General features: G+C 36.9%; 26 protein-coding genes. 9 read left to right on the top strand and 17 right to left on the bottom strand.

Annotated elements, in window-relative coordinates:
* Positions 1–11: 11 nt before the first annotated feature.
* Genes ACE1MS_RS07350 through ACE1MS_RS07335 form a run of 4 tightly spaced genes read right to left on the bottom strand, consistent with a single transcriptional unit; the run spans position 12 to position 2,121 of the window.
* Positions 12–548, bottom strand: coding sequence for a phage tail protein (locus tag ACE1MS_RS07350; protein WP_012293753.1), 537 nt, complete (start codon positions 546–548; stop codon positions 12–14).
* A 19-nt stretch (positions 549–567) separates the two neighbouring features.
* Positions 568–1,062 (bottom strand): phage tail protein, encoded by a 495-nt coding sequence (locus ACE1MS_RS07345; RefSeq protein WP_031419402.1) that lies wholly within the window; start codon positions 1,060–1,062, stop codon positions 568–570.
* Positions 1,063–1,087: 25 nt separating this feature from the next.
* A complete protein-coding gene (locus ACE1MS_RS07340) occupies positions 1,088–1,612 on the bottom strand; it encodes a phage tail protein (RefSeq protein ID WP_012293751.1) in 525 nt (174 codons plus the stop codon).
* Positions 1,613–1,653: 41 nt separating this feature from the next.
* Complete coding sequence (locus ACE1MS_RS07335) at positions 1,654–2,121, bottom strand: GNAT family N-acetyltransferase (RefSeq protein WP_036166069.1); 468 nt, start codon at positions 2,119–2,121, stop codon at positions 1,654–1,656.
* A 543-nt stretch (positions 2,122–2,664) separates the two neighbouring features.
* On the opposite strand from ACE1MS_RS07335, the gene ACE1MS_RS07330 reads away from it, so the two are divergent.
* Positions 2,665–3,021 (top strand): hypothetical protein, encoded by a 357-nt coding sequence (locus ACE1MS_RS07330; RefSeq protein WP_012293749.1) that lies wholly within the window; start codon positions 2,665–2,667, stop codon positions 3,019–3,021.
* Between the two features lie 244 nt (positions 3,022–3,265).
* Here the strand turns inward: ACE1MS_RS07330 and ACE1MS_RS07325 are convergent, their stop codons facing one another.
* From ACE1MS_RS07325 to ACE1MS_RS07315, 3 genes are all read right to left on the bottom strand, one after another.
* The gene (locus ACE1MS_RS07325) at positions 3,266–5,539 is read right to left on the bottom strand and encodes a DEAD/DEAH box helicase (protein WP_332291550.1); all 2,274 of its coding nucleotides are present in this window, start codon (positions 5,537–5,539) and stop codon (positions 3,266–3,268) included.
* Positions 5,514–5,897, bottom strand: coding sequence for a YppE family protein (locus ACE1MS_RS07320; protein ID WP_031419398.1), 384 nt, complete (start codon positions 5,895–5,897; stop codon positions 5,514–5,516). The genes ACE1MS_RS07325 and ACE1MS_RS07320 overlap by 26 nt, the downstream gene beginning before the upstream one ends.
* Before the next feature lie 217 nt (positions 5,898–6,114).
* On the bottom strand, positions 6,115–6,309 hold the full coding sequence (locus ACE1MS_RS07315; protein ID WP_008176489.1) for a hypothetical protein: 195 nt from the start codon (positions 6,307–6,309) through the stop codon (positions 6,115–6,117).
* A gap of 380 nt (positions 6,310–6,689) precedes the next feature.
* On the opposite strand from ACE1MS_RS07315, the gene recU reads away from it, so the two are divergent.
* Together recU and ACE1MS_RS07305 are read left to right on the top strand one after the other, a co-directional pair.
* Positions 6,690–7,334: a Holliday junction resolvase RecU gene (gene recU / locus ACE1MS_RS07310; RefSeq protein ID WP_012293746.1), complete on the top strand. Its 645-nt coding sequence runs from the start codon at positions 6,690–6,692 to the stop codon at positions 7,332–7,334.
* A gap of 1 nt (position 7,335) precedes the next feature.
* Positions 7,336–10,062, top strand: coding sequence for a PBP1A family penicillin-binding protein (locus ACE1MS_RS07305; protein WP_447402799.1), 2,727 nt, complete (start codon positions 7,336–7,338; stop codon positions 10,060–10,062).
* Between the two features lie 73 nt (positions 10,063–10,135).
* On the opposite strand, the gene ACE1MS_RS07300 is transcribed toward ACE1MS_RS07305, so the two are convergent.
* The 7 genes from ACE1MS_RS07300 to ACE1MS_RS07270 form a co-directional block, all read right to left on the bottom strand.
* Complete coding sequence (locus ACE1MS_RS07300; protein ID WP_012293744.1) at positions 10,136–10,450, bottom strand: YpoC family protein; 315 nt, start codon at positions 10,448–10,450, stop codon at positions 10,136–10,138.
* The gene (gene nth / locus ACE1MS_RS07295; RefSeq protein WP_447402798.1) at positions 10,447–11,109 is read right to left on the bottom strand and encodes an endonuclease III; all 663 of its coding nucleotides are present in this window, start codon (positions 11,107–11,109) and stop codon (positions 10,447–10,449) included. The genes ACE1MS_RS07300 and nth overlap by 4 nt, the downstream gene beginning before the upstream one ends.
* 12 nt (positions 11,110–11,121) lie before the next feature.
* The gene (locus ACE1MS_RS07290) at positions 11,122–11,850 is read right to left on the bottom strand and encodes a DnaD domain-containing protein (RefSeq protein ID WP_031419397.1); all 729 of its coding nucleotides are present in this window, start codon (positions 11,848–11,850) and stop codon (positions 11,122–11,124) included.
* Between the two features lie 77 nt (positions 11,851–11,927).
* A complete protein-coding gene (asnS, locus tag ACE1MS_RS07285; protein WP_031419396.1) occupies positions 11,928–13,223 on the bottom strand; it encodes an asparagine--tRNA ligase in 1,296 nt (431 codons plus the stop codon).
* Between the two features lie 28 nt (positions 13,224–13,251).
* Complete coding sequence (locus tag ACE1MS_RS07280) at positions 13,252–14,445, bottom strand: pyridoxal phosphate-dependent aminotransferase (RefSeq protein WP_012293741.1); 1,194 nt, start codon at positions 14,443–14,445, stop codon at positions 13,252–13,254.
* Between the two features lie 16 nt (positions 14,446–14,461).
* A complete protein-coding gene (locus ACE1MS_RS07275; RefSeq protein ID WP_012293740.1) occupies positions 14,462–14,944 on the bottom strand; it encodes a cell wall elongation regulator TseB-like domain-containing protein in 483 nt (160 codons plus the stop codon).
* A gap of 332 nt (positions 14,945–15,276) precedes the next feature.
* Positions 15,277–16,710 carry a tetratricopeptide repeat-containing diguanylate cyclase gene (locus tag ACE1MS_RS07270; RefSeq protein ID WP_207889780.1) on the bottom strand — a complete coding sequence of 478 codons (1,434 nt, stop codon included), beginning with the start codon at positions 16,708–16,710 and terminating at the stop codon, positions 15,277–15,279.
* 286 nt (positions 16,711–16,996) lie between these two features.
* On the opposite strand from ACE1MS_RS07270, the gene ACE1MS_RS07265 reads away from it, so the two are divergent.
* Positions 16,997–18,844 (top strand): multicopper oxidase family protein, encoded by a 1,848-nt coding sequence (locus ACE1MS_RS07265; RefSeq protein WP_099806313.1) that lies wholly within the window; start codon positions 16,997–16,999, stop codon positions 18,842–18,844.
* A 327-nt stretch (positions 18,845–19,171) separates the two neighbouring features.
* Here ACE1MS_RS07265 and ACE1MS_RS07260 read toward each other — a convergent pair whose 3' ends face one another.
* Together ACE1MS_RS07260 and ACE1MS_RS07255 are read right to left on the bottom strand one after the other, a co-directional pair.
* Positions 19,172–20,419: an MFS transporter gene (locus ACE1MS_RS07260; protein ID WP_447402797.1), complete on the bottom strand. Its 1,248-nt coding sequence runs from the start codon at positions 20,417–20,419 to the stop codon at positions 19,172–19,174.
* Positions 20,420–20,919: 500 nt separating this feature from the next.
* Positions 20,920–21,132 carry a DUF3955 domain-containing protein gene (locus ACE1MS_RS07255; RefSeq protein ID WP_012293735.1) on the bottom strand — a complete coding sequence of 71 codons (213 nt, stop codon included), beginning with the start codon at positions 21,130–21,132 and terminating at the stop codon, positions 20,920–20,922.
* A gap of 236 nt (positions 21,133–21,368) precedes the next feature.
* Between ACE1MS_RS07255 and ACE1MS_RS07250 the strand changes: the two genes are divergently transcribed.
* From ACE1MS_RS07250 to ACE1MS_RS07235, 4 genes are all read left to right on the top strand, one after another.
* The gene (locus ACE1MS_RS07250) at positions 21,369–21,824 is read left to right on the top strand and encodes a hypothetical protein (RefSeq protein ID WP_036161218.1); all 456 of its coding nucleotides are present in this window, start codon (positions 21,369–21,371) and stop codon (positions 21,822–21,824) included.
* Positions 21,825–21,978: 154 nt separating this feature from the next.
* Entirely contained in the window at positions 21,979–22,320 is a 342-nt protein-coding gene (locus ACE1MS_RS07245) for a DUF3139 domain-containing protein (RefSeq protein ID WP_447402796.1), read from the top strand.
* A gap of 80 nt (positions 22,321–22,400) precedes the next feature.
* Positions 22,401–23,471 carry a tyrosine recombinase XerS gene (gene xerS / locus ACE1MS_RS07240; protein WP_080717401.1) on the top strand — a complete coding sequence of 357 codons (1,071 nt, stop codon included), beginning with the start codon at positions 22,401–22,403 and terminating at the stop codon, positions 23,469–23,471.
* 61 nt (positions 23,472–23,532) lie between these two features.
* A complete protein-coding gene (locus ACE1MS_RS07235) occupies positions 23,533–24,123 on the top strand; it encodes a hypothetical protein (RefSeq protein ID WP_036166044.1) in 591 nt (196 codons plus the stop codon).
* A 229-nt stretch (positions 24,124–24,352) separates the two neighbouring features.
* Here the strand turns inward: ACE1MS_RS07235 and ACE1MS_RS07230 are convergent, their stop codons facing one another.
* Complete coding sequence (locus ACE1MS_RS07230; protein WP_036166042.1) at positions 24,353–24,736, bottom strand: hypothetical protein; 384 nt, start codon at positions 24,734–24,736, stop codon at positions 24,353–24,355.
* A 136-nt stretch (positions 24,737–24,872) separates the two neighbouring features.
* Between ACE1MS_RS07230 and ACE1MS_RS07225 the strand changes: the two genes are divergently transcribed.
* Positions 24,873–25,934 carry a C39 family peptidase gene (locus ACE1MS_RS07225; protein ID WP_036166039.1) on the top strand — a complete coding sequence of 354 codons (1,062 nt, stop codon included), beginning with the start codon at positions 24,873–24,875 and terminating at the stop codon, positions 25,932–25,934.
* The last annotated feature ends 94 nt before the right edge of the window (positions 25,935–26,028 follow it).

Genomic DNA, 26,028 nt, shown 5'->3' with positions numbered 1-26,028 from the left:
TAAATTTCCTGTTACCCTCTAGATGGAAACTCACCCTGTAAGCAAATAATATAATTCATCACCAAGAAGGGCTGCATATTATTATGTGGCTGACTCCCACCTGTCAAACCTAAAGCTTGCGTGTTCATTTGAACATCCAAATTGGTATCATACAAATGTGGTTGTTTGGGTGGTCTCCCGGCCCCTACACCCTCTGCCCAAAATAAACCAATCGGATTACCTGACGTTCCAACACTTTGTATAGCTACTGGAGTATGAGAGTGAGCAGGTATTTGGGACTCCAAAAGCGTCACTGTTTGTGTTCCTACCGCTTCACCAACTTTTCGCGGTGTTAATCCCATTCCTGATCCTTGATTCATAGGTGCTGACGCCATTAAATTCGGTAATGCAAAGGTTGTCTTCCCATCGCCACCATACTGAACACCTAATATAGAATAAAGTGCTGTATTTTGCTGAATGTTCATCAATTGACCGTTACATAACGCCCACCCCTTTGGCGCAAAGTTTCCTGAAAAAATTCGGATTTCACCGATATACGCATCTGCCATTCATACCAACTCCTTTTACTTAATTTCTTGTTGGAAAAATACCTTGAGTAGCGATACAAAAATGTACGGCTAAATAAGGCTGCATATTATTATGGGCCTGTCCTCCTCCAGCAGAAGATAATGCAGCTGAATTCATCGTTACAGTCGGACCATCTGCATATAAGTTATCCTTTTGTGCCCATACATTTCCTTTAGGGGAGGGTACACTTGCAAGGTTTGATGAGCCGTACACTTGATGAGTATGTTGAGGTATTTCATTAACTGTTAAAGAATGTGTCACTTCACCCGCCTTTGTTCCTAAAGGTAATGAAGGACCTACATGGATTGGGACACGTCCTCGCAAATCCGGTAAGGCAAATGTTTTTACCCCATCCCCTCCATAAACCGTTCCTAGCAGCGCGTATAAAGCTTGATACTGATTAATAGGAAGCAATTGCCCTTCACAAGATAACCAGTATCTTGGCGCATAATTCATCGCAAATAATCGAACTTCACCTAAATATGGTTCTGCCATTTTCATCCTCCTTTGTACATATGTTTTATGGCTGGGTAGGAAATACTCCATATAACGAAATAATGAAGGAAATTGCTACTGTTGGCATCATGTTGTCATGTGACTGATTGCCACCAACAACCGAGCTAGCATTAGCGTTCATTGTAACTGGCGTTAACGGATTGCCAGCTCCATCTTTATCATTTGAGTAATTAGAATATCCACTTGTCGTTGCCCACAGCTTATTAGTCGGTGTTGAGGTATTCCCAACAGCTGTAGCCGCTTGAACAGTATGTGTATGATTTGGCAGTTGATTGGCAGTTAACGTAATCAATTCTGTACCACCAGCAACACCTATACCGTACTGTGGACTAACATGAATAGGAACACGTCCCATTAAATCTGGCAACTTAAAAGTAGTTTGACCATCCCCTCCATATGTTGTTCCAAGTAAAGCAAAAAGTGCCTCATTTTCTGAAATACTAAGAAGTTGTCCATTGCATAAAGCCCATCCCTGAGGAGCAAAGTTTCCTGCAAACATACGAATCTCTCCTAAATAAGACTCACTCATTGACTCTCACCTCCTTTCGAATAAATTGAAAATTCAGTCTTTTAACCGAGTGACTCAAACCTCATGGCAATATACGGAGAAATGTCTTCGGTAACGTAAAATCCGCATCTTTCATATAGGCGCCTTGCAGGATTTCCATGCCATACATGGAGTGTAACAGACAAATTCTGACTAACCGCACTGTTTTGTAATTGCTTTAATAACTTGGTTCCATAGCCCTTACCTCTAAAATCAGGCAATAAAGAAATATCAATTAAATGAATATTCCCACTTTTACATTCAGTCATCATCCTACCAATTTCCAAACCTTCATGAAAAATAATTTCATGCTTTGCTTGCGGAAAATTTTGTTGATAAAATCTCTTTTGCGCTTCGTATTGAATTAGTAAAAGCGCGTGTAATTGTTGTTCATCTAGGGCAAGCATCGAAAACTCGTTCTTTCGTGTAGAAATATATAACTCGTAAAGAAACGCATCATCTTGAGATACAACATTTCGAGTCTGTACCATATTCCACCACCATTTCATCAAATAGTCATTAAACCTATAAAATTATGTCCCATTTCAGATTAACTAGGAGAGAATAATTGTCCTCCTAGTTAAAAACCATATATTCCTATTTATTTATATATTACTTAAAGTTAACATTCAACAAATATTTGTATATTTAAAATTTTCTTTACCTTACTTTTCTAATTGTTGGTGTAAGTCACACAAACGAGACAAAGCCCCGAATTAATCAACACGAACATGTTTGAATAAAGTTTATTTAGCCTTAACTCCTTTTTAATTCTAATTATTGTGTAATCATACATTGAATTATTATTTAAAAAGTCCATTCTCCATAAAGTTACGGCATCCTTGTTGGTTGACCATTTAAATAATTTTATTTCTAGAAAACTAACACTTTTATCTAATTCGCTTGTACTATTGCAAGTATTTTCTATAAAATGAAATTACATATATAAGGTGCGTTAGATGAATGCCACCTTACTTTGAAATGAAGTAAAAATATTTATGTAATCATTAATAACTTTTCTTGGAGGAAACGCATTGTTTAAAAATTTTCGTGAAGAACTAAAAAAAGAATGGAAAAACACAACAGAGGATTTAGAAAAAGAAGTATTTAAAGTATGGCAGTTAGAATATAAGGGGCATATTATTCGCATTGTAAATGCTGTGACGGAAGAGGTTCTTTATATTAATAATGAAGTAGTAGATAAAAAGAGTAGAGACAGTATGTTCAAACAAGTTTATCCCTTTGTAAAATTGAAAGGTGAAATTACAGAAACTAATGGAACAGTATCAACAGTAAAAGTAAAAATAGGTGGATTACTCAGTTTAAATATCGTCGTTAAAGTAAATGGTACAATACTACTTCATGAGAAACACAAAATTTCTATCGACTAATTTTTGACTATTCTACTACACCAAATGTTCAGCACTCGAATCAGAACAGTATTGTCTTCACAAATTTATTAATATACCTCTTGCATTGCCAATAAACGTAGAGGAAAAAGTGTAAAAGGACTTAGTTCCATACTAAAAAAAGAAATGAATCCTTCTAAAAAAATTGTCAGGTATATACATTAATAGATAAATAAAGAGAGCTTGAGGAAATCATTCAGATATACCACAAGCCCTCTTTTCTTTTTTAATTAATTTGATTTAATCTCTGAAGAAGTATAATGACCCTCTTTTTTCCTTCCTGCAAACTGTCCTGCGCTCCAATACATGATGGACATCCAGATTCACAAGGACATTTTGAAACATGCTCTAAGGTTTTCATTAATAGATCTTCCCATAAGTCATAGACCTTTTCACTTAAACCAATCCCACCAGGATATTTATCGTAAACAAAAAATGTGGGCAACTCATTATGGGATGCTTTAACTTGTGGGACAACTGCTACATCACTGCTATCACATTGAATAAACAAAGGAATAAACGCATTCATGGCATAGGCTACTCCAATCATTACCTCTGTCAATTCCGCCTCTGACCATTGCTCTGTTAGATGAAGTGAAAGCCATGATGCACTTGTATGCATTTCATCTGGAGGTAAATGAATGGGCCCCGATCCGATATTATCATGCGTACCAAAGCGAATTTTTTTGAAAATAGTTGCCTGTGCGACTAATCCAACATCCCCGAAGCTAATCGTACCACCATTATATCCTCGGCTTCGATCTTCCTCTAATACCTTCATTTCAACGGCAAGATTGGCATCTGTATAATAATCGACGTCGACTTCACGGACATAGGCTTTCTTTTCTTCCCAGTCGAGCTTCTCTACTTGGAATTGAATCCCTTGATGTAAATAAATCGCTTCCTCATGTAATAATGTCATGGCACTATGACGATCCATTTCTCCAATTACCTTTGTTTGGGCAGGAATAGACAGATTAATAATTACCACATTTTCCTGCGAAGCAGACCGTAAGCTAATATCATGTGCTGGGAAACGATCACTCATCCAATGCCACTTATCACTCGTCTTAAAGACAACGCCTTCTTCGGCTAAATACTCTAACAACTCTTGTATGTCATATTCACCATAAGTATCTTCTATAGAAAAAGGTAATTCAAAAGCGGCACATTTTAAATGATCCATTAGAATTAACATATTTTCTGGATAAATACGTGCCTCCTCTGGTGCACTACCAAGTAAAAATAAAGGATGATTAACCACATACTGATCAAGAGCAGTCGATTGTGCAACATAGATAATTAAAGCCTCATCTTGCCGCCTTCCTGCACGTCCTGCTTGTTGCCAGGCACTTGCGATATTACCTGGATAACCTGTCATAATACATGCTTGTAACTGGCCAATATCGACCCCTAATTCTAACGCATTTGTACTGACAACGGTTTGAATAGTTCCATCACGCAAGCCTTTTTCAATGACCCGACGTTCAGATGGCAAATAACCACCTCGGTAGCCACGCACGGATTCATCAAGCAGCTTATTGCGTGTGAGTTCCTTTAAATAAGTGACAATCATTTCAACCCGTACCCTGCTTTTAGCGAAAATGATGGATTGAATACCAGCTATATAAAGCCTCTTTGCTAAATCACTTACCTCTAATACGGCACTTCTACGCACCCCAAAAGTTTTGTGAATAATGGGCGGATTATAGAAAAGAAATGTTTTCTTACCGACAGGTGCTCCAGAGTTTGCGATGAGCGCATGTGATTCATTTGTTAGCAGCTCTGCCAGCTCCTTAGGATTTTTTATCGTGGCTGAAGTACAGATAAACACAGGGTTACTACCATAAAATTCACATATGCGTTTTAATCTACGAATAACATGAGCAACATGAGAACCAAATACCCCTTTATATGTATGCAATTCATCAATAACGATATACTGCAAATTTTCAAATAGCGATACCCATTTCGTATGGTGTGGCAAAATTCCTGAATGAAGCATATCAGGATTCGTCATAACGATATGTCCTGCTTTACGAACCTTCTGACGAATGCCTGGAGCCGTATCACCATCATAAGTATAACTTAAAATTTCTTCACCACTTTGTTCAATAAGTTCATTCAAGTCATTTTTTTGATCCTGTGCTAAAGCCTTTGTTGGAAATAAATAAATGGCACGTGCGTTGTTATCCTCTACTATTTTTTGCAACACCGGTAAATGATAGCAATACGATTTACCTGATGCGGTTGGTGTAACAGCCGTAAAAGATGTACCACTCTGTGCCAAATCAAAGGCCTCTCGCTGATGCGTATAAAGTTGCTCGATCCCTCTTGCCTTTAAAGCCTTCACTAAAGAAGGATGTAAATTTTCTGGGAAAGAAGCATAACTAGCAGGACGGGCTTCAAGTGTTTGCCAATGAAGAATGCGTTCTTTTAATTCTTCATCATATCTCCATTCATGTAAAAGCTCGCTAATCGTTCGTTTCTTCGATAGCATTTACTGCCTCCTCCTTTACCAGTCGTTCGAAGTTTTTCATTGTAAAGGAGGTAGAATGAATAGCATCTAAAAAACGTTTTTTACTTGTTTCCTTATAAAAAGATTGCACAACAAATTGCTCCATCGATTCTACCGTTGAAGCAATTTGTTGTGTATGCATATATTTCGGTCGATTCTCTTGAATCCATTTATTGGCCTCTTGCTGCCATTCCTTCAACAGTTGGTGAATTTTATCAGCATGTGGTTTCACCTCTTGAAAAAAATCAGGTGTACGGTCCTCCTCACGCATTTGCCAAAAACGTGAAACACATCGATCACATTCATCTAATAATTTGGATGTTTGCTGAATAACTAACAATTTTGCACCTCATCTCTCATCAATTACACGTAAGCAAATATTTTTCGTAGCAAGTACATATATATGATGAGTATGTCTTGTCCATCATTTCAACTACGAAAATATGGCATCTCTTGATACCCTTACCTTTACCTACTTGTTTTGTGGTAAATACTGTATCAATTTTAATGCTACTGAGTTAGTTCAATTGCTTATGAGATAAGTGTACCAAAGTCTATCATTTTTCACTACTAATAGGCGAACAAGCATTCTTTACTTGCCAGTTCTTTTCTGCTAAGCTTACTTTCTGGCTAACTGCTTTGAGCTGCAAAAAAAAGTGCATATTCTGAGCATTGTTCTCCAGAGACACTCTCGTGAAAAGTAATTGATTGACCAGATCTAACTGCGCAACTAATTGTTCTAACTTGTTCAAAATAACGCCCCCTTTGCTTTACTTAAGTATTCCTCGCATGTATAAAATTACCTTCATGCGTGACAAAATAAGCGTAAGTTAGCTGAAAGAAGAAGATTTTCGATAAATTTTTAAAAATGAACCTTCCAACTAAAAAGGCGTCCTGAATGAAAGGTGTAGATATTTCACCACTCTTCAAACGTTTTTATGTTTAAATTTATCAGTTATTTTGACGATTCGAGGAAGACAATCATGAGCTTTTTTTCGACGCAATTTGTTTATTCATTGCATCCACTGTCTACTAGTCTTGTAACAAAGACAACACGGATGTAGGTAGAGAAGAGCCATCAAATCATGGTAAACTACTATATAGGAAAGCAGTTTGATAAAGGGTGAGCTAAATGACAATTCGCTATCCAAATGGGAAATTGTATACCCCCAATACTTCTGTACAGAAAACAGAAAAAAAGAGTAAAAGTAAAGATTTGTCTTTTAGTAATCGTGGAAAGACGCTAGAAGATGAAATTAATGAAGCAAACGACTATTATATAAAAAGACGACTTGCTATTATTCACAAGAAACCTGTCCCTGTACAAATCGTCAAAGTAGAGTACCCTTCACGAAGTGCTGCTGTCATTCGTGAAGCATATTTTCGAACACCCTCTACAACCGACTACAATGGTGTTTGGAATGGGCATTATATTGATTTTGATGCAAAGGAAACTGCTTCCAAAACCAGTTTCCCCTTAAAAAACATTCATGAGCATCAAATGACCCATATGCAGCAAGTGACTGAACAAAATGGTGTGGCTTTTATTATCGTTCGCTTTTCAGCTTTTGAACGATATTTTATTGTGCCATATGAAGTTTTACAAAAGGCCTGGAAAGCAATGGAAAGTGGCAATCGTAAATCCATACCCTTTTCAACAATTGTAGAAGAGGCGTATGAAATTCCTACTAGCTATTATCCACGTATCGATTATTTACCCATCATCCAACAACTGATCGATGCAAAATGCTACAGGTTTGAAAGTGAGGAGAAATAGAATGACTGAACGTCGTCGAACACGCGGAGAGCATCAAAAGGCTCTCGCTGAAAAAAATAAAAAAGGTAAGAAAACAACAACAAAATCGTCAACACCCGCTAAAATGTGGATAAAACGTATTTTCTTAACTCTATTAGTCATCGGTGTTGTAGGCTTCATTGGAGGAGCAGGTTTATTTGCTTACTATGCGAGCACCGCTCCTAAGCTTGATGAGGAATTATTGAAAGACCCTGTGTCTTCAGAGTTCTACGATAAAAACGGTGAAATATTTGCAACAATTGGTGCTGAAAACCGCAAATATATAAAATATGAAGATATACCCGAAGACATGGTGAACGCTATTCTTGCAACGGAAGATGTACGCTTTTTTAAACATCACGGCATGGACTTCTACCGTCTAGGTGGTGCCATACTTGCTAACTTCCGTGATGGCTTTGGTGCACAAGGTGCCTCTACCCTAACACAGCAAGTGGTCAAAAACTCATTTTTACAAAATGAAAAGAAATTAAAGCGTAAAGCACAGGAAGCTTGGCTAGCATTTCAATTAGAACGTAAATATTCAAAAGAAGAAATTTTTGAAATGTATTTCAATAAAATGCTAATGTCAGGCCGTATTTATGGATTTGGTACAGCAGCCCAATATTTCTATGGAAAAGAATTAAAAGATTTAACATTAGATGAAGAAGCATTATTAGCAGGATTAGTACAACGGCCAAATGCTTATAATCCATTGAAAAACCCTGATCTTGCCAAGCAACGTCGAAATACGGTTTTAGGATTAATGTATCAACACGGAAAAATTTCGAAAACAGAAATGGAAGAAGCTAAAAACGTTGATGTCCAAGCAGGTCTTGCAGACGATGCAACGCGTCAATCCTTTGCTGGTTCGAAATACGATGCCTTCCTAGATGTCGTTATTAATGAATTGGAAAATAACGGTGATGGTTCAGCCATGGCAGAAGGTATTAAAGTGTATACAACACTTGATCCAAATGCCCAAAAAGTTGTTGAAAATGTCATGAACGATGACAGCAATTTCCCGACAGAAGATATTCAGTCAGGTGTAGCGGTCATTGATACGAAAACAGGTGCTATTCAAGCTGTTGGTGGCGGTCGACATTATGGTGCTGAACGTGGCTGGAACTATGCAGATGATTTAACAAAAAATCAACCTGGTTCTACCATGAAACCATTAGTGGACTACGGTCCAGCCATTGAATATTTAAAATGGTCTACAGGCCATACACTTGTAGATGAACCTATGAACTATTCCAATTCAAAACAAACTATTACAAACTGGGATGGCAGATATATGGGTGCCATGACCGCTCGTAAGGCATTATATGCTTCACGTAACGTACCCGCTGTCAAAGCATTACAAGAAGTAGGTACTGAAAATGCGAAGGAGTTTGTTGGACGTTTAGGGATTGAAACAGAAAACCTTTACGAATCAGACGCAATTGGTGGTGGAGCGATTACTATCTCCCCAATTCAAATGGCGGCTTCCTATGCAGCATTCGGAAATAACGGCGTTTACACGGACCCACACTCTATTACAAAAATTGTTTACCGTGATGGGAAAACATCTAAAAATTATACACCTGAGCCTAATGTAGCGATGAGTGAAGCTACAGCTTATATGGTAACAGATATGCTACGTGATGTAGTTGGCAACAAACCTGACGCATCAGGTACTGCAGCTAACGTCCCTGGACTAGATATCGCAGGTAAAACAGGTACAACCAACTATTCAGCTGAAGATTTTAATAAATATAATTTACCGAACACAAGCGTTCCAGATTCATGGTTTGCTGGTTATACGACAAACTATTCCATTGCTATATGGAGTGGCTATGAAAAACATTTTGATCCAATTACAACGTGGGAAGAACGACGTTTACCACAAAATCTATTTAAATCGATTATGCAAGATATTTCAGCAAACGTTGAAACAGAAAGCTTTAAAAAGCCAAGTACAGTTGTAGAAGCAACGATTGAAGTAGGGTCTAAGCCATTGAAATTGGCAAGTGACTTTACACCAAATGAATTACGTCAAACAGAGCTATTCGTTCGTGGTACTGAGCCAACAGAAGTGTCGAGTGTTTATGAGGCACCAGAATTGGCTACGCCATACAACGTATCTGCAAGCTTAGATTTAGGTGCACAGTCCATCAACATTTCTTGGGAACATGATGCTAGCTTGAATCCAGAGACAGACGAACCATTACCGACTTCCTTTGAAGTAACTGCAACCCGTGATGACGGTAAAAAGTTTGACCTTGGTAAAACAGAGAGTAAAGGTTTAACAGTGGCCAACACGCTGGAAGATGGCAATTACACGATTTCAGTCGTAGCCATTGTGGATGGTACACGAAGTGAACCTGGTACCACTACTTTCCAAATTACTAGTACAACGGAAGAAGAGGATGTAGAAACAGAAAATCCGGAAGAGCCAAACATTGATTTACCAACAGATCCTGGTGAAGGAGATCAAGATAATGGTAATAATAATGGCAACGGCAACGGAAATGGCAACAACGGTGGCAATAATAATAATGGCAATGGGCATGGGAATAACGGCAACAACGGTGGCAATAATAATAATGGCAATGGGCATGGGAATAACGGCAACAACGGTGGCAATAATGGTGGTTCAGATGGAAGTCAGCAACCAACGCCGCCTACTGATCCTGTAGACCCAAATGATGAAGAACAAAGCTCAGAATAAACGAAAAACCGAGAAGCACAGGATGCTTCTCGGTTTTTTCATTCTATAAAGAGCTTAAACTATCCTACCCACTCTATTTTTTACTAGCTTGAATTCGCAAACGTGCTGTCCGTTTTTTCGTTTCCTTAAACAATTCATCAAGCTGACGATAACAAGCGTATTGTCCTGGCTTAGCTTTGATAAAGGCAAGCCGTTCAACTCCATTAATCGGCAGCACCTCGTCTCCTGCCGCCTGTACAAGTTGTTCAAACAACTTAATTGCTTCTTCCATTAAGCCTTTTGCTGTACCGTTTCGAGCATCATGGGCTTCGTGGATGTTCGCTTGAAGGGTTGTCCATTGGGCAAACCAAGCATCTACCTGATCTTTTGCAATAGCTTCACTATTCATGCTTCCTTCACCAAACCTTTCTTCAAACGCTTTTGACCTTCACGACAATCGCTGAGTAAAGGACAGGCATGGCAGCCAGGATTTTGAGCCTTACAATGATAACGGCCAAAGAAGATTAACTGATGATGCGTTTTCGACCACTTATCCATAGGTGTTTTTTTCATAATCGTTTCTTCGACTTCAAGCACGGAATCTTTCCATCGGCAAAGACCTAGACGTTTAGAAACACGCTCTACATGGGTATCGACTGCCAGTGCAGGAATATCAAAGGCTACTGATAGCACTACATTGGCTGTTTTCCGCCCCACACCTGGCAATGTTACAAGTGCTTCTCGGGTTGAGGGTATTTCGCCATTATATTCATCTAGTAAACGTTGACATAAAGCCTGGATGTTCTTCGCCTTATTGCGATATAAGCCAATAGAGCGAATATCCTGTTGTAATTCTTCCAATGGGACAGCCAAATAATCTTCAGGCGTTTTATATTTCTGAAATAATGTTTTTGTTACTTTATTAACAAGTACATCCGTACATTGTGCAGATAATAATGTCGCAATTGTGAGCTCAAAGGCGTTGTCATGCACAAGCTCACAATGCGCATTAGGAAACATTCGATCCATTTCTTCTAGGCAATGCTCCCACTGTTTTTTTGTTAACAAACCGGACGCCCCCTATTCTCTCTCTTCTAACCAATTATAAAATGGTACTTTATTGGTTGGTTGTGCATCTTGCTGAACTGTGCGTGCTGGATTTCTACTAAAGGTTTGCTTCTCACGAAACTGCTCACTTTGCTTTTGTGCAGCCTGTGGTGTCGTAATATTTTTCTTCTTCCACTCTAACAAAATCCGATCAATATAACGAATACTCAGTTTCCCAGCAAACACAGCTTCTTTTAATGCCTCTTTAATGAGTGTTGGACTATGGTTGTCCTCATCAAGCCAACATCCTATTTTTTCAAGCTCTAAAGGAGATAAAAGACGTCCCATTTCTTCTTCAAAGAGTCGAAAAATCTCTCCTTCTTCTTGTTGAAGTGTTGTGGTAGATTTTTGTTGCTCTTTCATCTCGATCATCTGCACAATTCGCTCCCAGAGTGGATAAACCGAATATTTTTCATAGAGCTTGCCACCTGTATCCACATCACGAGTAATTTCAAGGAAGCCCTTTTGCATTAATCGTTGTAAACGGGATGTTAGTTCATTTTCTGGCATTGTGAGACGATTCTTTAGATCATTCGGTGTAGGGAAGTCATACCCTTCCATATGAAAGGCTAATAAGTGCATGACAATTAGCGCCTCTTCATCCTCTATATTTAACTCCTTATAAAACTGAAAAAAAAGCTGAGGGATGGGAATCATTCTCTGCTCAGTCCATGTACGGAGTCGATGATTATTTGCATTCATATTTCTCTTGACTCCTTCTTTAAGTAAGTAGAAAAGCCGCGTAGATATTTCACTACGCGACTTTGAAATTGATTTGCTTATGGATATAAGCGGTTCAGTAAACGTGGGAATGGAATGGTTTCACGAATATGTTCTGTACCAGAAATCCATGCCACAGTTCGTTCTAATCCAAGTCCAAAGCCTGAATGTGGAACAGAACCATGTTTACGAAGGTCTAAATACCATGCATATGCATCTAAAGATAGGTTATGTTCTTCAAGACGAGATTTTAATAAATCATAGTCATGGATACGCTCAGAACCACCAATAATTTCACCATAGCCTTCAGGTGCAATTAAATCAGCACATAATACAACATCATCGCGATCTGGATGTGGTTGCATATAGAATGGTTTAATGCCTACTGGATAGCATGTAATGAATACGGGCTTGTCGAATGAATTAGCAATGGCTGTTTCATGAGGTGCACCAAAATCGTCACCCCACTCAATATCGTCAAAACCTTGTTCATGTAAAAGCTTGATCGCATCATCATATGAAATACGAGGGAATGGTGCTTTAATATTTTCAAGTTTCGATGTATCACGGTCAAGTCGCTCTAATTCTAATTTGCAGTTAGCCAGAACCGATTGTACAATATGCGTTACATATTGCTCCTGTACCTCTAGATTTTCTTCAAATTCTACAAAGGCCATCTCAGGCTCAATCATCCAGAACTCGATTAAGTGACGACGTGTTTTAGATTTTTCAGCACGGAAAGTTGGACCGAATGAAAATACTTTCCCTAGTGCCATAGCTGCCGCTTCCATATAAAGCTGTCCTGATTGAGAAAGGAAAGCATCCTCATCAAAGTATTTCGTATGGAAGAGCTCAGATGTACCTTCCGGTGAAGACCCTGTTAAAATTGGTGGGTCCATCTTTGTAAAACCATTATTGTTGAAAAATTCGTAAGTAGCACGAATGATTTCATTACGGATTTTCATAATGGCATGTTGTTTACGAGAACGTAACCATAAATGACGGTTATCCATTAAAAATTCAGGACCGTGTTCCTTTGGTGTAATTGGGAAATCTGTCGCTGTATGTAGAACTTCAATTCCTGTTACAGCTAGCTCACAGCCAAAGCTTGAACGTTCGTCAGCTTTCACTTCTCCTGTAATATACATAGAAGTTTCTTGCGTTAGTCCCTTAGCTGTTGCAAAAATTTCTTCCCCCACCTCTTCTTTCACGACAACACCCTGAACAAAGCCAGAACCATCACGAAGTTGTAAGAAGGCGATTTTACCACTTGAACGTTTGTTAGCTAGCCAAGCGCCAATTTTGACTGTTTCACCGATATGCTGTGGCATATCTTTAATCATAATTTTTTTCATAGAAATCCTCCAAAGTTGTCTAGAGGGATTAGTCTTGCCATTTTGATTTTACAAATGTATCAATACGACGGACTGCCTCTTCTAGTAAGTCTAAAGATGTAGCATAAGATAATCGCATAGTAGTTGGTGCACCAAAGCCAGAGCCTGGAATCACAGCCACGTTTGCTTCTGTTAAAATATCCGCAGCGAATGCGTCTACTGAATCATAGCCAGTGTGAGCCATAGCTTCTGCTACATCTGGTAATAAGTAGAATGCACCCTGTGGTTTTAAGACATGGAAGCCAGGAATTGCACTTACCTGTGGGTAAATTTTCTCAAGACGAGATTCGAATGCTTGGCGCATTTCCTCTACAGCGTCCTGTGGGCCATTATACGCTTCAACAGTTGCATATTGTGCAGTTGTTGTCGCATTAGATGTTGAGTGTGATGCAAGGTCAGTCATTGCTTTAACGATGTCCGCATCACCTGCAGCATAACCAATACGCCAGCCTGTCATAGAGTGAGATTTTGCCACACCATTCACAACAATTGTACGTGCTTTCACTGCATCAGAAAGTTGTGCAATTGAAAAATGCTCAATACCATTGTATACAAGCTTCTCATAAATTTCATCTGACACGATTAAAATATCCTTTTCTTCTGCAACTGCAGCAAGTTCTGCAAGCTCTTCACGTGAATATATCATACCAGACGGGTTGCTAGGTGAGTTGATAATGACAGCTTTTGTTTTATCAGTTACAGCAGCTCTTAATTGATCGGCAGTAATTTTATAGCTTTGTTCACGTGTACCTTCAACGTATACAGGTACTCCGCCCGCTAATTTCACTTGCTCAGGATAAGACACCCAATAAGGGATTGGAATAATAACTTCATCGCCCTCGTTTAAAATGACTTGGAATAACGTGTATAAAATATGCTTTGCACCTACACCCACAATCACTTCATTAGGCTGATAAGAAAGGTTATTATCGCGCTGTAGTTTATCGATAATGGCTTTTTTTAGAACTGGAAGTCCACCAGCAGGTGTATATTTTGTATAGCCCTTTTCCATTGAATCAATGGCAGCATTTAAAATGTTTTGAGGTGTATTAAAGTCTGGTTCACCAGCACCAAGGCCAATGACATCAATACCTTGCTCTTTTAGTGCTTTTGCTTTCGCAGTAATAGCTAATGTTGAAGATGGTGTTAAAGTTTTTACACGTGTTGCTAATAAGTTTTTCATCCGGGATCTACTCCTCTTATAAATTCGTAATGCGCTTCCACCAGTCGCCATCCTTAAACATAATATAGACATAGTTGAGTTTGTCGTGGTCGTTTAGGTATGTAATCTCCCAAACAACGCCTGGCTCCTCATAGCCCAATTTCATGTGGAGGACCTTCTGTACATTTCCTTCATTTTTAAAAACCGATAATGCTTGCTTTTCCGTAATACCATCTTCTAATAACACTTCCTGCATGGAATCCTTGTCTAGATTCGTCGGAACAAAGACAGCCTTTTTATCACCGTATTCGTCTACCCCGAACACAGTAACATACGAATGTTTGCCATTATATGTGTAGGACTCCGATACAATTGCGAGGGCTTTGGCATCGAGTGCCAACTGTTCAGCCTGCTCTTCAATTGAACGGAACGGAGCCTCGGCTTTCCAGAGTACTAAAATGCTAATGACAAGTGACAACGAAACAATAAAGACAGAAATGAAAATTAACCAGTTTTTCATCTATTCACCTGTTGTTTCACATCGTGCTTTTTTGGCACAACACATAGCGGATGTTTGTGTGTGTATTTAACTACATTACAATTCATTTTGCTTTCCATTTTGTCAACCTGCTTTCTTTCCTCATACCACAACATTATACAACAATTTTATGCTGTCGTGTTTCTTAATTTCATATATTGTACGTTGCTAGAATAACGTTTTCAAATGATTGGTACAGTAAATTTTATTCTGTAACATTCTGCCTCGTTGTAAATTGTGATGGCACTTCAATTTCTGTAAAGAATATTTACTGAAACAATAGAAAAATTCCTATTCAACACAGTAAATAGGAATCATTCAAATGATGATAGTTCGTATAAAATATGGGTGGCACGGCCATTATCTTTTGCCTCATATAAACAACGATCAGCTTGCTCAAATAAATCATTATAATAATAATTTTTTTGATTGTTTATACAAGCCCCCATACTTACTTTTAGTGGATAGCTTTTCTGGTCTTTTTCTAATGTTAACGTTAGCAAATGGGCGTGTGTATTTTGGACAAGTGCCTTGATGTATGCCTTTTTGGGGTGACGAATACAGACAATGAATTCATCTCCACCATAACGGATAATTTTGACGTCTTCATCTCGCAAAAATTCCTTTAAGCCATTAGCTAAAAGTTGTAAGACCCTATCGCCAAACAAATGACCATGCCTGTCGTTAAATAGTTTAAAATTATCAATATCCAAAACTGTAATACATACATAGGATTCTGCTATTTTGGCAGCATGTAACCATTCATGTAGCTCTTGATCTAAGAAGTGGCGATTCAAGACACCTGTTAAAGGATCATAATGTGCTTTTCTTTCTAATCTCTCTTTTTGACGCTTAAACTCCAAATTCAACACTTGCTGTAGTAAATTATCAACGCTCATCTGTTCCGAAAGGTCAATATACTCTTTTTGGACATCAAAAATTTCATCTCGCCAATTCAATTGGTACAGGACATTCAACAATAAGCGCATCACTTTTTTCATAATGGGCTTATCACCATAGGATTTGGCTAGATCTATTGCTTGTTGATAATATTGCACTGCTTCCTCAAGCTTCTGCTGCTTTTCATATAAAAAGCCATAGCCAAACAAGGCTGCTACTTTTTCAGGTTTATGCTGAGAAATTATGCTAGACGTTAATGAGTCATCAAGCAATGCCTTTCCTGCTAAAAAATCCCCTTCCAAAATATATACATCTGCTAAATTATTATTGATGCGAATATCTAATAATCTTGCTAAATCTGGTTGTGTCTCATATAGCGTTTTATTATACTCTCTTGCTAACAACCCCGCTTGAAGGGCTTCCTTCGTACAGCCCTTCTCTACCTCTATATAGCACAAATTATTATGACAACGAACAAGCATCATAAAATCTTGTAATTCTTGAGCAAAAGCAATTGACTGTTTCGTCATCTCTGCTGTTTTTTCACGGATTCCTACCATATCGTATATTAACGACATGGCCAAATAATAATGCATCAAATCTTTGCTAGTACCATATTTTTCACAAATAGCCTCATACTCGAAAATAAGGCTGACAATGGCTAGCGTATCGCCCAAAGAATGATGTACTAAAATTTTCTGATAGTACAAGTCCAATACAATTTCATAGTTTTTTCCCTCTAAAGCTACTAAAAGACCTTGATCTGCCAGTTTCAACGCCTCTGTTAAAAACCCCTTTATGCGCATTTCCATGATTGTCTTATTTAATTCCTCTAATGTTAACTCCACTGTCTCACCACTTTTCCAAGCCCCTATTTAATCCTTCACTTTGTTCTGTAACAATTATAAGACATATTCATTCACTTCGTTCGACTTTTTAGCAATATCCCAACTATTACCTCGATTTCAAAAAAACTTTTATAAGACAGCTATTGAATGTCCTTTTGTTTTCCCCTTCCATTAAATTTTTATACCATTACACATTTTTCTCCATTTTTGTCCCAGTCAACTGTTGTTTTTACCCATATGATGTGATAACTAGGCATTTAAAGACATTGAAAAGGGATGTGATGTTTTGAGTTTACCAATTAACCCTTCTGACCCAGCTACCATTCCAAAATTTGTAGATGCTCTACAGAAGCCGGTGACCGCAAAACCAAAATACTGTAGAGGACAAAAGAAACATGATTATTACGAGCTAGTCATGATGGAGGGCGAGCACCGCTTTCACAAGCATTTTCCTAATACATTAATATGGGGGTACAACGGCCTTTATCCAGGACCCACTATAGAAGCGACGAAAGATAAAACCATTTATGTCAAATATAAAAATCAATTACCACTACAGCATTTTTTACCAGTGGATTTTACACTTCATGCCGCCAACGATTCCCAAGAGGTAAGAACTGTCACTCACTTACATGGTGCCAATGTGGATTGGGAGAGCGACGGTCATCCTGAGGCATGGTACACAAGAGATTATCGACATACCGGTCCAAAGTTCAATAAAGAAATTCATGAATATACGAACCACCAGCCTGGTACTACAATGTGGTACCATGACCATGCTATGGCTTTAACACGCCTTAATGTCTATGCTGGCTTGGCAGGTTTTTATTTACTTAGAGATGCTCTTGAGGAACGTTCTAATTTGCCATGTGGTGAATACGAATATCCTATTTTAATTCAAGATAAATCATTTAATGAGGATGGCTCCCTTTTTTATCCTGATGAGCCACCATTTCCAGTTACTGTACATCCGTCCATTACTCCAGGTTTCGTAGGTAATACGATTGTTGTCAACGGCAAGCTATGGCCCTATTTAGACGTCGAGCCACGTAAATATAGATTCCGGTTCCTCAATGGCTCCAATCGAAGAGGCTATGTCATCAGCTTGTCAAATGAGCAGTCTATGATACAAATAGGGACAGATGGCGGTTTTTTATCAACCCCACAAGCGATTCAATCTGTAGAGTTACTACCTGCTGAACGCACAGATGTCATCATCGATTTTTCAGCTTGTGAGGGTCAGGAAATCACCTTACTTAACACCGATACAGATTTTATCGATGAGCATACGAACGTCATTATGCAATTTAGAGTATCACTTCCCTTAAAATATGAAGATACGAGTGAAGTTCCAGAGAGGCTGGCAGTCACAATGGATTTACACCCACATCATGCACATATTGAAAGACAATTACCATTGACGGCAACAACTGATGAATTCGGAAGACCTATGTTGTTGTTGAACAATCGAATGTACCATGACCCAGCGACAGAAAAACCTTCTTTAGATAGTATTGAAATTTGGAGTTTTATTAATACAACGCCTTTTATTCATCCTATTCATTTGCATCTCATTCAATTTAAAATTCTTGAACGTCGCCCATTTGATTTAGACCTCTATCAAAATGAGGGAATAGTATCATTTACAGGCCCCCCTGAGGAACCACGGGACTATGAGCGTGGTTGGAAAGATACAGTGAAAGTAGATGCGGGCAAAATTACGAAAATTATTATGCATTGGAAGGATTATGTGGGGAATTACATGTGGCATTGTCACTTCCTTGAGCACGAAGACCATGATATGATGCGACCTATTCTTGTGATGAAAGATGTCCATGCTGTTCAACAGCCTCATGCTGAAATAGAGCCGTCACCCCATCATGAGGTTACTACTACTACCACTTCTACACCTACAACAAATACTAGTACGACACATCATAATGAGTCACCCGTACCATTATTAAATACTTCTCAAATTCCTTCCACAGAGGAAGAGGAAATAAAGGAATCATTAGTAGAGGAGTCTGTGCATATCGGAAATAATGTTCAACACAGGCCCATTTTGCTTTTCCCAACTAAGTCCACACCTGCGGGTACGAGTAGGCCAAGACGACGTGGACATAGAAGATTTTAGTCACTAACCATTGAAAAGTAGAGGTTTTCTACAAAAGGATAGATATATGTAGGAATAAGGAGTTTTTATGTAGAGGTTGATGGGAACGAAGGGTGGCGACTCTTGCAGGAAAAGCTAGAAAGTCGAGATGCTGGATGGAGTGGATGTGTTCTGTACGAAAGTGAAGCGGCAGCAACGAAGCTTGGGAAGCAGCTCGCCCCCGGCCGTAAAGGAAATCAACGGTTTTACTTTATTTTACTGTAAAGAAAAAAGACTGTAAGCAAACTCGAAATTCATTGAGTTTGTCCACAGTCTGAAACTACCGTGTAAGCGGTAGTTTTTTTGTTTTCAAGTGTGTACACGCCATAATCTATTCGTGAGGAGCGCTAATAGCAGCATCATCATACAAATCATTAGAATCGGTATAAAGATGTTGACGCGAAAGGTCTCAAACAATAGGCCATATCCCATTTGCCCAATGGGGGCCATACATTGTGAAACAGCCATCATAATAGCCATAACCTTACCTAAATTTTCATTGGGTGTTTCCTTTTGCACAAGGGTCATTACGTAAATTGAAATAATAGTCATCATCATTGCCATGACAAGTGCAGAGCCAATAAATAATAAGTATGAAGCATAATAGCCTATTTGAAGCATTGGTGGAATAACGGCTATAGCCATAGGAATGACCAAAATAGCAGTTAGCAATACCCAAACATATAGCCTACTAATTTTTAGCTTTTTAGCAAAATAGCCCATCGTTAATGCTCCAAATATGGTTGCTAAATCAATCATACCCATCCCTATTCCGTATAATGAATCACTAACATTTAATGTGACACGAAGGATGATGGGGACTCCTACGATAAAGAGCGGTGTAAATAATAAATTTAAGAAAGCCGCCAGTATCGTGCATTTTAAAATAAAGGATTGCTTCACAACATATTTAAATCCCTCTTTTATATCCTTGAATAAAGTCAAAACTAATTGTCCATCGTCATCCCGTTTCTCAAAAGGGATGGTCAAAAACATTTCTACAATTGCTGTAAAGAAAAATAATAGCCCACTTACTAGGACAAAAATTTTGATGCCAAGCATTCCATAAAGTATTCCTCCTAGGACAGGTGCAGCCACACCAGCTAAAGCTTGCACCCCATTCACAATCCCATTTGCCTGCTCAAGGTGCTGTTCTTTTACTAATAATGGAATACTAGCTATTACCGCTGGTGAATACATAGCGCTACTGATGGACAGGAGCACCATAACTACCCCTATCCCTAGAACTGAATGATATTCTGTCCACAATGTAATATAGAAAATCAATACAACGACACAACTAATGGCATCAAATAACACCATTAAATGACGTCGATTAAAACGATCGGCAAGGGCACCTCCGAATGGCGTGAGAAGTATAGGTATGCTTGAAATAGCAAAAAGGACGGCAAAAAGGTCTGCCCTACCCGTCACATCTAAAACAAAAAGGGATAGTGCAAATCTTAATAAGGCAGAACCTAAAATAGAGATAATCTGCCCAAATACAAGGATTTTAAAATCTTTTGAAAATCCTTTACCTTTTACGTATGTTTCCATGTAATGACTCCCCCCTAATTAGACCGACTGTCTGTCATTGTTTTTGTATAAAAAAAGTGTAGTGATAAGTTTAGATTTTGGTTGTGACTAAAACTTATACCACACTTTTAGACCGACTGTCGGTTTATGATTAGTATATGGGAACTCTCCAAAAAAAGGAACTTATTTTAATAATTTTTCAAAATTCCTCTGTTGACTAAATGTTTATTTGGTCAATAAAAGCTGTCATGGCATGACTTACATAGCGGTTCACTCGGTAAATAATGAAACGCACTTAGACTAGGAGTAGCATCTATCATACGAATGATACGCAATTACGAATCATTCATTTGCTGAATTAATAGATACGGCTGCCCGTAGCCCTATATTCGCACGAACTAGAAAACATTCGTCCCTATTCATCTGCTTCATGATATCAATAGAAGCAAGGATTTTATGATTTACCCGTGGAAATTTTTGATGAAAAGAACGGTCCTTGTTTCTACTATATAACCAAATATTTAAATATGTTGAGTTTTCTTTATTAGTGAAATTAATGCTAGCCCTACTACACAAACTACCCCAATAAATAACAATAAAAATCCAATAGGAATTAAAAAGAATGGCTCCTCTAGTGTGCCATCTGATGCTACACTACTTCCTTTTATCATAAAGATCAAAAAACTAAGTAACCCTAAAATAAATGGGGTTGAAGCTAAAATGTATTTTTTCATTATTATAACTCTCCTTAAATTACTAATATTCCTGTACAAAACTTTTTTTAACCTTTACCGCAATCATCCTATGATTTCGTTAATAGGATACATCACGGATATATTTTAAGTCAATCATTTTTTATCGAAAAACAATAAATTTTTATTCTTATGCACTTTGTTTTTTAATTGACATTATAAAACCCTATCGATAGAATGGCCATAAAGCTCTATTGTAAATTTGGAAGGGTGATTTTATGAGCTATGAAGATTTAATGCAATGGAAAGGTTATTTGTTTTTAGATAATTTAGTAGAGCCAGGGACAAACTCTTTGAGAATATCTATTAAACGAGCTGCCATTAGTTCTAAAAGTGATGATGTAAGCTTTGATGAATTTACATTTAACGATGTCTATCCTATTGAAATTGATACGACCCTCCCAGTCATAGATATAGAATTCGATTCTTATGTATCCTATTCTATTTATGATGAGTCATTTCATTTTGTAAGTCAGGAGGATGAATTCATAGGTAATTCCGTACGTTTATTTACAAAATCAGCTTATTTAGATTTTATAAGCAAAGGGACTATAGCTTTAGATATATACTCCTATAAAGAGCTATTCCATTATCAGATTGTTTGTTTAGACCATATAATTGATATTGTTTCATTCGATAAACCTACTCTATATAAGCAAGTGAATAATTTCTAAAACAGGAAACGTTATTTTGTTGCCTGTTTCATTCCGATAAATATAACCCGCAAACTTGGCCCGTTGCCGATCATATATTAAATTGAAAACATTGTAAAAGTTGCCAAATTACTATTGTTTTTATATATTCAGATAAAAAAGAAAGGAGCATTGGATGAAAAAGATATTAATAACCTTACTTATTTTTACTTTTTTTTCTATTATAACCATATATATGTATTTTAGTAAAGTAACTGGTAAAATAGAGGAAGCAGAAAGTGCATTTGAAAATTATATAGAGGCTCAAGGGGTTAATGAAGATAATATTAAAACTAAAGATATGTATAAAAATTATAAATTTGGAGGGTATGACATTACTGTGACATATAAAGATGAACCGTCTTCATATGTATACGAGTATTTTTATAATGCAAAAACCAAAAAGATTAATTTGATTGTATTAGATGACGGAAGAAGTATCGAAGAAGGTATGAAATACCCTCCAATCAAAGAATAAAATTATACGTCAAAAAAACAAAGAGGAGTAGACATAGCTACTCCTCTACTCTTTCTTTAAGTTGTTAAGCAGAAAAACATATAGAGGACGCAACTCCTCTCTTCCCTATTTATGTACAGGAGTATATACGAAAAAAGAAATCCAAATATTCACCACTCACATTGAGCGGTTATTTATATAATATTGAAAAATTCTTAAATTGGCTACTTGAAGAAGGTATTGTAGATGCTAAAAATATACGTGATATTCACTATGAATCATTATCTACGTTAGCAAAATTAGATGTGGAGTTATTCGTTGATAAAATGGCTTCTGAGATACTTTCAGGAGAGGATGATAATGAACCAAAGCGGCGCAGTAAGACCAGTGTAGCGAGGGCTGTACAGGCTTTAAAATCGCTCTTTCGTTATTTGACAGTTGAAACAGAAGATAAAGTTACTCAAGAGCCCTATTTTAATCGAAATGTGATGTTAAAAATTTCAGTTGATTTAGAGCTGGAATCTAAATCTCGAAGAAGTAAACGTATTGAAAAGAAAACTTATAAATCAGATGAAATTGATGAGTTATTACATTTTATCGATGAAGAGTATGCAGCCACTTTGTCATCAAGAGAACTGCCCTATTTTGAAATGAATAAGATTAGGGATCTCGCTATACTAGCTGTACTTTTTGGGAGCGGTATACGCGGGAATGAATTAGTCGGACTTAAAATAAAGGATGTCTACATGAAAGATTGTTACTTAGATGTGATTCGTAAAGGTGATATTGCCGATTCAGTTGCAATTCGTCCTTCTGCCCTAACCTACCTAGAAGAATACTTGAAGCAACGTTCTAAATTATATAGTGTGAAAACAAATTATCCATTTGTTTTTGTTGCTAAGTCTCCAAATGGCACCGTAAAGCAAATGTCTAACCAAACATTAATTAGATTAGTTAAGAAGTACACAAATGCTTATGGAAAAGAAATCACACCTCACAAAGCAAGATATACGTTTTCAAAGCAGTATCAATTGGAAGGTGGAACTCTTATAGGGTTACGTTATCAGCTTGGACATCAAAATATAGAAACAACTTCTTTGTACACTACTGAATCTATGAAAGAACAAAAGGATGTAGTTACTCGAATGGACAAACCAAAGCACAATAAATAACTATAGAGTGTAGTTACTAATGCTAATTTAGGAGCCATTATATATGAAATGAGATGGATAAATGGAAAATAAACTAATCAAAGAAGAAATTAGTGAACAATTTTATTTATATAAAAATAAGTTAGGTATACATGAGGAAATCACTCTTTCTTTTAAGGGCATCGGTGATAGTGGAATGTATACAATGTTTAACAGTATTATTATAGACAATATAACTGTAAAACAGTGGACAACAAATCCTCACCGTACAAAATTTGTTATTATCCATGAGCTTGTTCATGGGAAGTTTAAAGAGTTAAAAAATCCTTTTTATATTGCTTTCCCATTTTTAATTCCCCCTGCAGTCTCATTAAAATATGCTATGCGGGAATTAAGAGCTAACACAATAGCTCATGAAAAATTAGATCGTAATCATGAGGTACTTGAAGACTATTTCACAAATTATTGTAAGATAAAAGATACTAGTACTAATTTGGCTTTGGGGTATGTTAGTGGAATAACTTATATAAATTTAATTAAAAGTAATCCTATTTGGAACAAACAAGCAATAGAAGATGCTATAGAGCATTTCACCTCAGAATACCCTAATTTTAGGAAAATATCTCTACATAAACTTGAGAAAATTAAGAGTGCGTTTATTCTACAGTTATAGTTTCCTCACTTTCCTTTTCAAATTGTGTTTTATTTACATTTAAATCAAAATAGAGCACCCCTAACAGTAGGATGGAAATCCATGTGTTAGGGGTGTTCCCTTTTATAATTAAATATTTTTTATTACAATTATATCATTTTCAGTTTCAAGTAAAAGAATGTCTTAAACTTAACTATTATTCAAGAACAATTTGGTACTATAATATAGTTTTTAAATTCCTATAATTTTTTTACTTCGTCATTAAGTCTTTCAATATATCTGTATTTATCTCATTCTTTGATTCGAAATATTGACTATCTATTTTCAAATAATCCCCTACTAAAATAATAGTATTTACTGTTTCGTTTTCATTTATTAAGTCTATTTTATAGCTATATCCTTTTAAATCCTTATTATTTGTAGGAATTACATTAATGCTGTCTAAGTACTGAACTATTTCATTAACCTCACTTACATTAGTGATAACAACTTGTTCTCCATTTTCACCGTTAACAATATTTACTTTTTCGACATCCTGATTAATATGCTTACTTACGCTCCCTTCATCCTCTGAACTACATGCTGATAATAAAAATAATGAAATAACAATGATTATCTTTGAAATATTTCTCATCTTTTTTCTCCTTTGATTAATAGTTTAGTTGAAAAGATAAAACAATAGGTAACAAATTATCCAATTATTTCTTTTTTTGCTATTTTTTAAAAAAAGAGTATGGTAATGTATATAATATAACAAAGGAGGGGAAAAAATGAAAAAATTACTTACTTTTTTATTTTGTTTAGCTTTTGCATTTCTGCATTTTTCATCTGCACAAGCTGCCGAGCAAGAATATACTTCTATAACTCAGGCAGAAGACAGTGCTCAAGAGTACTTACATATTGTTTCAGAGAACTCTTTTGATGAATGGAAACAGGCAAAATTACACGATGGTGTAGAACTATTTGATTTTGATGGTAATTTAACTTCATATGTATTTGAAGTTACTAATGAAAACGGTAATGATCAAGGTTATATTATTGTAAGTGCATTCCCTGAATTCCCTGGAGTAGTTGAATCTACAAGAGAAGGTTCAAGTCCTTATAAAAATGTAAATAATGGTGATGGTATTTACGTTGGACCATTGCTTTCATACGCTAAAATTGGAGATAGCATTCAAGATTTACAGAGTAATGAAGTCTTAGAAGAAAGTGAATTGAGAAGTCTAGGGACATTAAATAATCAAAATATAGAGGAATTAGTTGAAGAAACTAATCGGACTATCGGCCAAGATATGATTGCACCCTTTGCTGCTACTGACTATTCTTATAAACTAATCTCTGGAGTTCCCGATTATAGTTGGTATAGAGGCTGTGCCCCTACATCTGGAGCAAACATTATTAAGTATTGGAGAGATAATGGATACAGTGGTTTAGTACAAAGTACTACTACAGTCTCACATTTAATTGATGTTTTAGCAGATTCGTATATGTCTACTAATAGTTCAGGTGGAACTTCGGTAAGTAATATGAAATCTGGTATGAAAAAATATATGAATGATAGAGGCTATTCACCTACGATTGGCGATTCCGCTACTTTTGCTTATCACAAAGCGGAAATAAATGCAGGAAGACCAAGTTGGATTACGACTGCTAGTCACCCTGTTTGGGGTGATCATGCAGTAACTGGGGTAGGATTTGAAGAATATTATGATACGTCTTCACTATCATGGAAACGACAAATAATTGTTCATGACACATGGGATAGTACAGTAAAAGATTATTGGATATCATGGAGTTCTTATTTTGACCATGTAATTAGTATAAAAATGTAACTTTGAACCATGAGGAAACCCCTCATGGTTTTTTGTGTAAAGATTTGAAGAGAGTATCTTTATCAAGAATAGGAGCATATTTGCTTTTGCAATC

The sequence above is a fragment of the Lysinibacillus sp. fkY74-1 genome (assembly GCF_053165895.1).
This window is presented reverse-complemented; position numbering and strand designations above follow the sequence as displayed.

Bases quoted from the DNA above. Each gene is read 5' to 3' on its own strand.
- ACE1MS_RS07350 (WP_012293753.1), bottom strand. From the start codon at position 548: ATGGCAGATGCGTATATCGGTGAAATCCGAATTTTTTCAGGAAACTTT.
- ACE1MS_RS07345 (WP_031419402.1), bottom strand. From the start codon at position 1,062: ATGGCAGAACCATATTTAGGTGAAGTTCGATTATTTGCGATGAATTAT.
- ACE1MS_RS07340 (WP_012293751.1), bottom strand. From the start codon at position 1,612: ATGAGTGAGTCTTATTTAGGAGAGATTCGTATGTTTGCAGGAAACTTT.
- ACE1MS_RS07335 (WP_036166069.1), bottom strand. From the start codon at position 2,121: ATGGTACAGACTCGAAATGTTGTATCTCAAGATGATGCGTTTCTTTAC.
- ACE1MS_RS07325 (WP_332291550.1), bottom strand. From the start codon at position 5,539: ATGCTATCGAAGAAACGAACGATTAGCGAGCTTTTACATGAATGGAGA.
- recU (WP_012293746.1), top strand. From the start codon at position 6,690: ATGACAATTCGCTATCCAAATGGGAAATTGTATACCCCCAATACTTCT.
- ACE1MS_RS07305 (WP_447402799.1), top strand. From the start codon at position 7,336: ATGACTGAACGTCGTCGAACACGCGGAGAGCATCAAAAGGCTCTCGCT.
- ACE1MS_RS07300 (WP_012293744.1), bottom strand. From the start codon at position 10,450: ATGAATAGTGAAGCTATTGCAAAAGATCAGGTAGATGCTTGGTTTGCC.
- ACE1MS_RS07290 (WP_031419397.1), bottom strand. From the start codon at position 11,850: ATGAATGCAAATAATCATCGACTCCGTACATGGACTGAGCAGAGAATG.
- asnS (WP_031419396.1), bottom strand. From the start codon at position 13,223: ATGAAAAAAATTATGATTAAAGATATGCCACAGCATATCGGTGAAACA.
- ACE1MS_RS07280 (WP_012293741.1), bottom strand. From the start codon at position 14,445: ATGAAAAACTTATTAGCAACACGTGTAAAAACTTTAACACCATCTTCA.
- ACE1MS_RS07275 (WP_012293740.1), bottom strand. From the start codon at position 14,944: ATGAAAAACTGGTTAATTTTCATTTCTGTCTTTATTGTTTCGTTGTCA.
- ACE1MS_RS07260 (WP_447402797.1), bottom strand. From the start codon at position 20,419: ATGGAAACATACGTAAAAGGTAAAGGATTTTCAAAAGATTTTAAAATC.
- ACE1MS_RS07255 (WP_012293735.1), bottom strand. From the start codon at position 21,132: ATGAAAAAATACATTTTAGCTTCAACCCCATTTATTTTAGGGTTACTT.
- ACE1MS_RS07250 (WP_036161218.1), top strand. From the start codon at position 21,369: ATGAGCTATGAAGATTTAATGCAATGGAAAGGTTATTTGTTTTTAGAT.
- ACE1MS_RS07245 (WP_447402796.1), top strand. From the start codon at position 21,979: ATGAAAAAGATATTAATAACCTTACTTATTTTTACTTTTTTTTCTATT.
- ACE1MS_RS07235 (WP_036166044.1), top strand. From the start codon at position 23,533: ATGGAAAATAAACTAATCAAAGAAGAAATTAGTGAACAATTTTATTTA.
- ACE1MS_RS07230 (WP_036166042.1), bottom strand. From the start codon at position 24,736: ATGAGAAATATTTCAAAGATAATCATTGTTATTTCATTATTTTTATTA.
- ACE1MS_RS07225 (WP_036166039.1), top strand. From the start codon at position 24,873: ATGAAAAAATTACTTACTTTTTTATTTTGTTTAGCTTTTGCATTTCTG.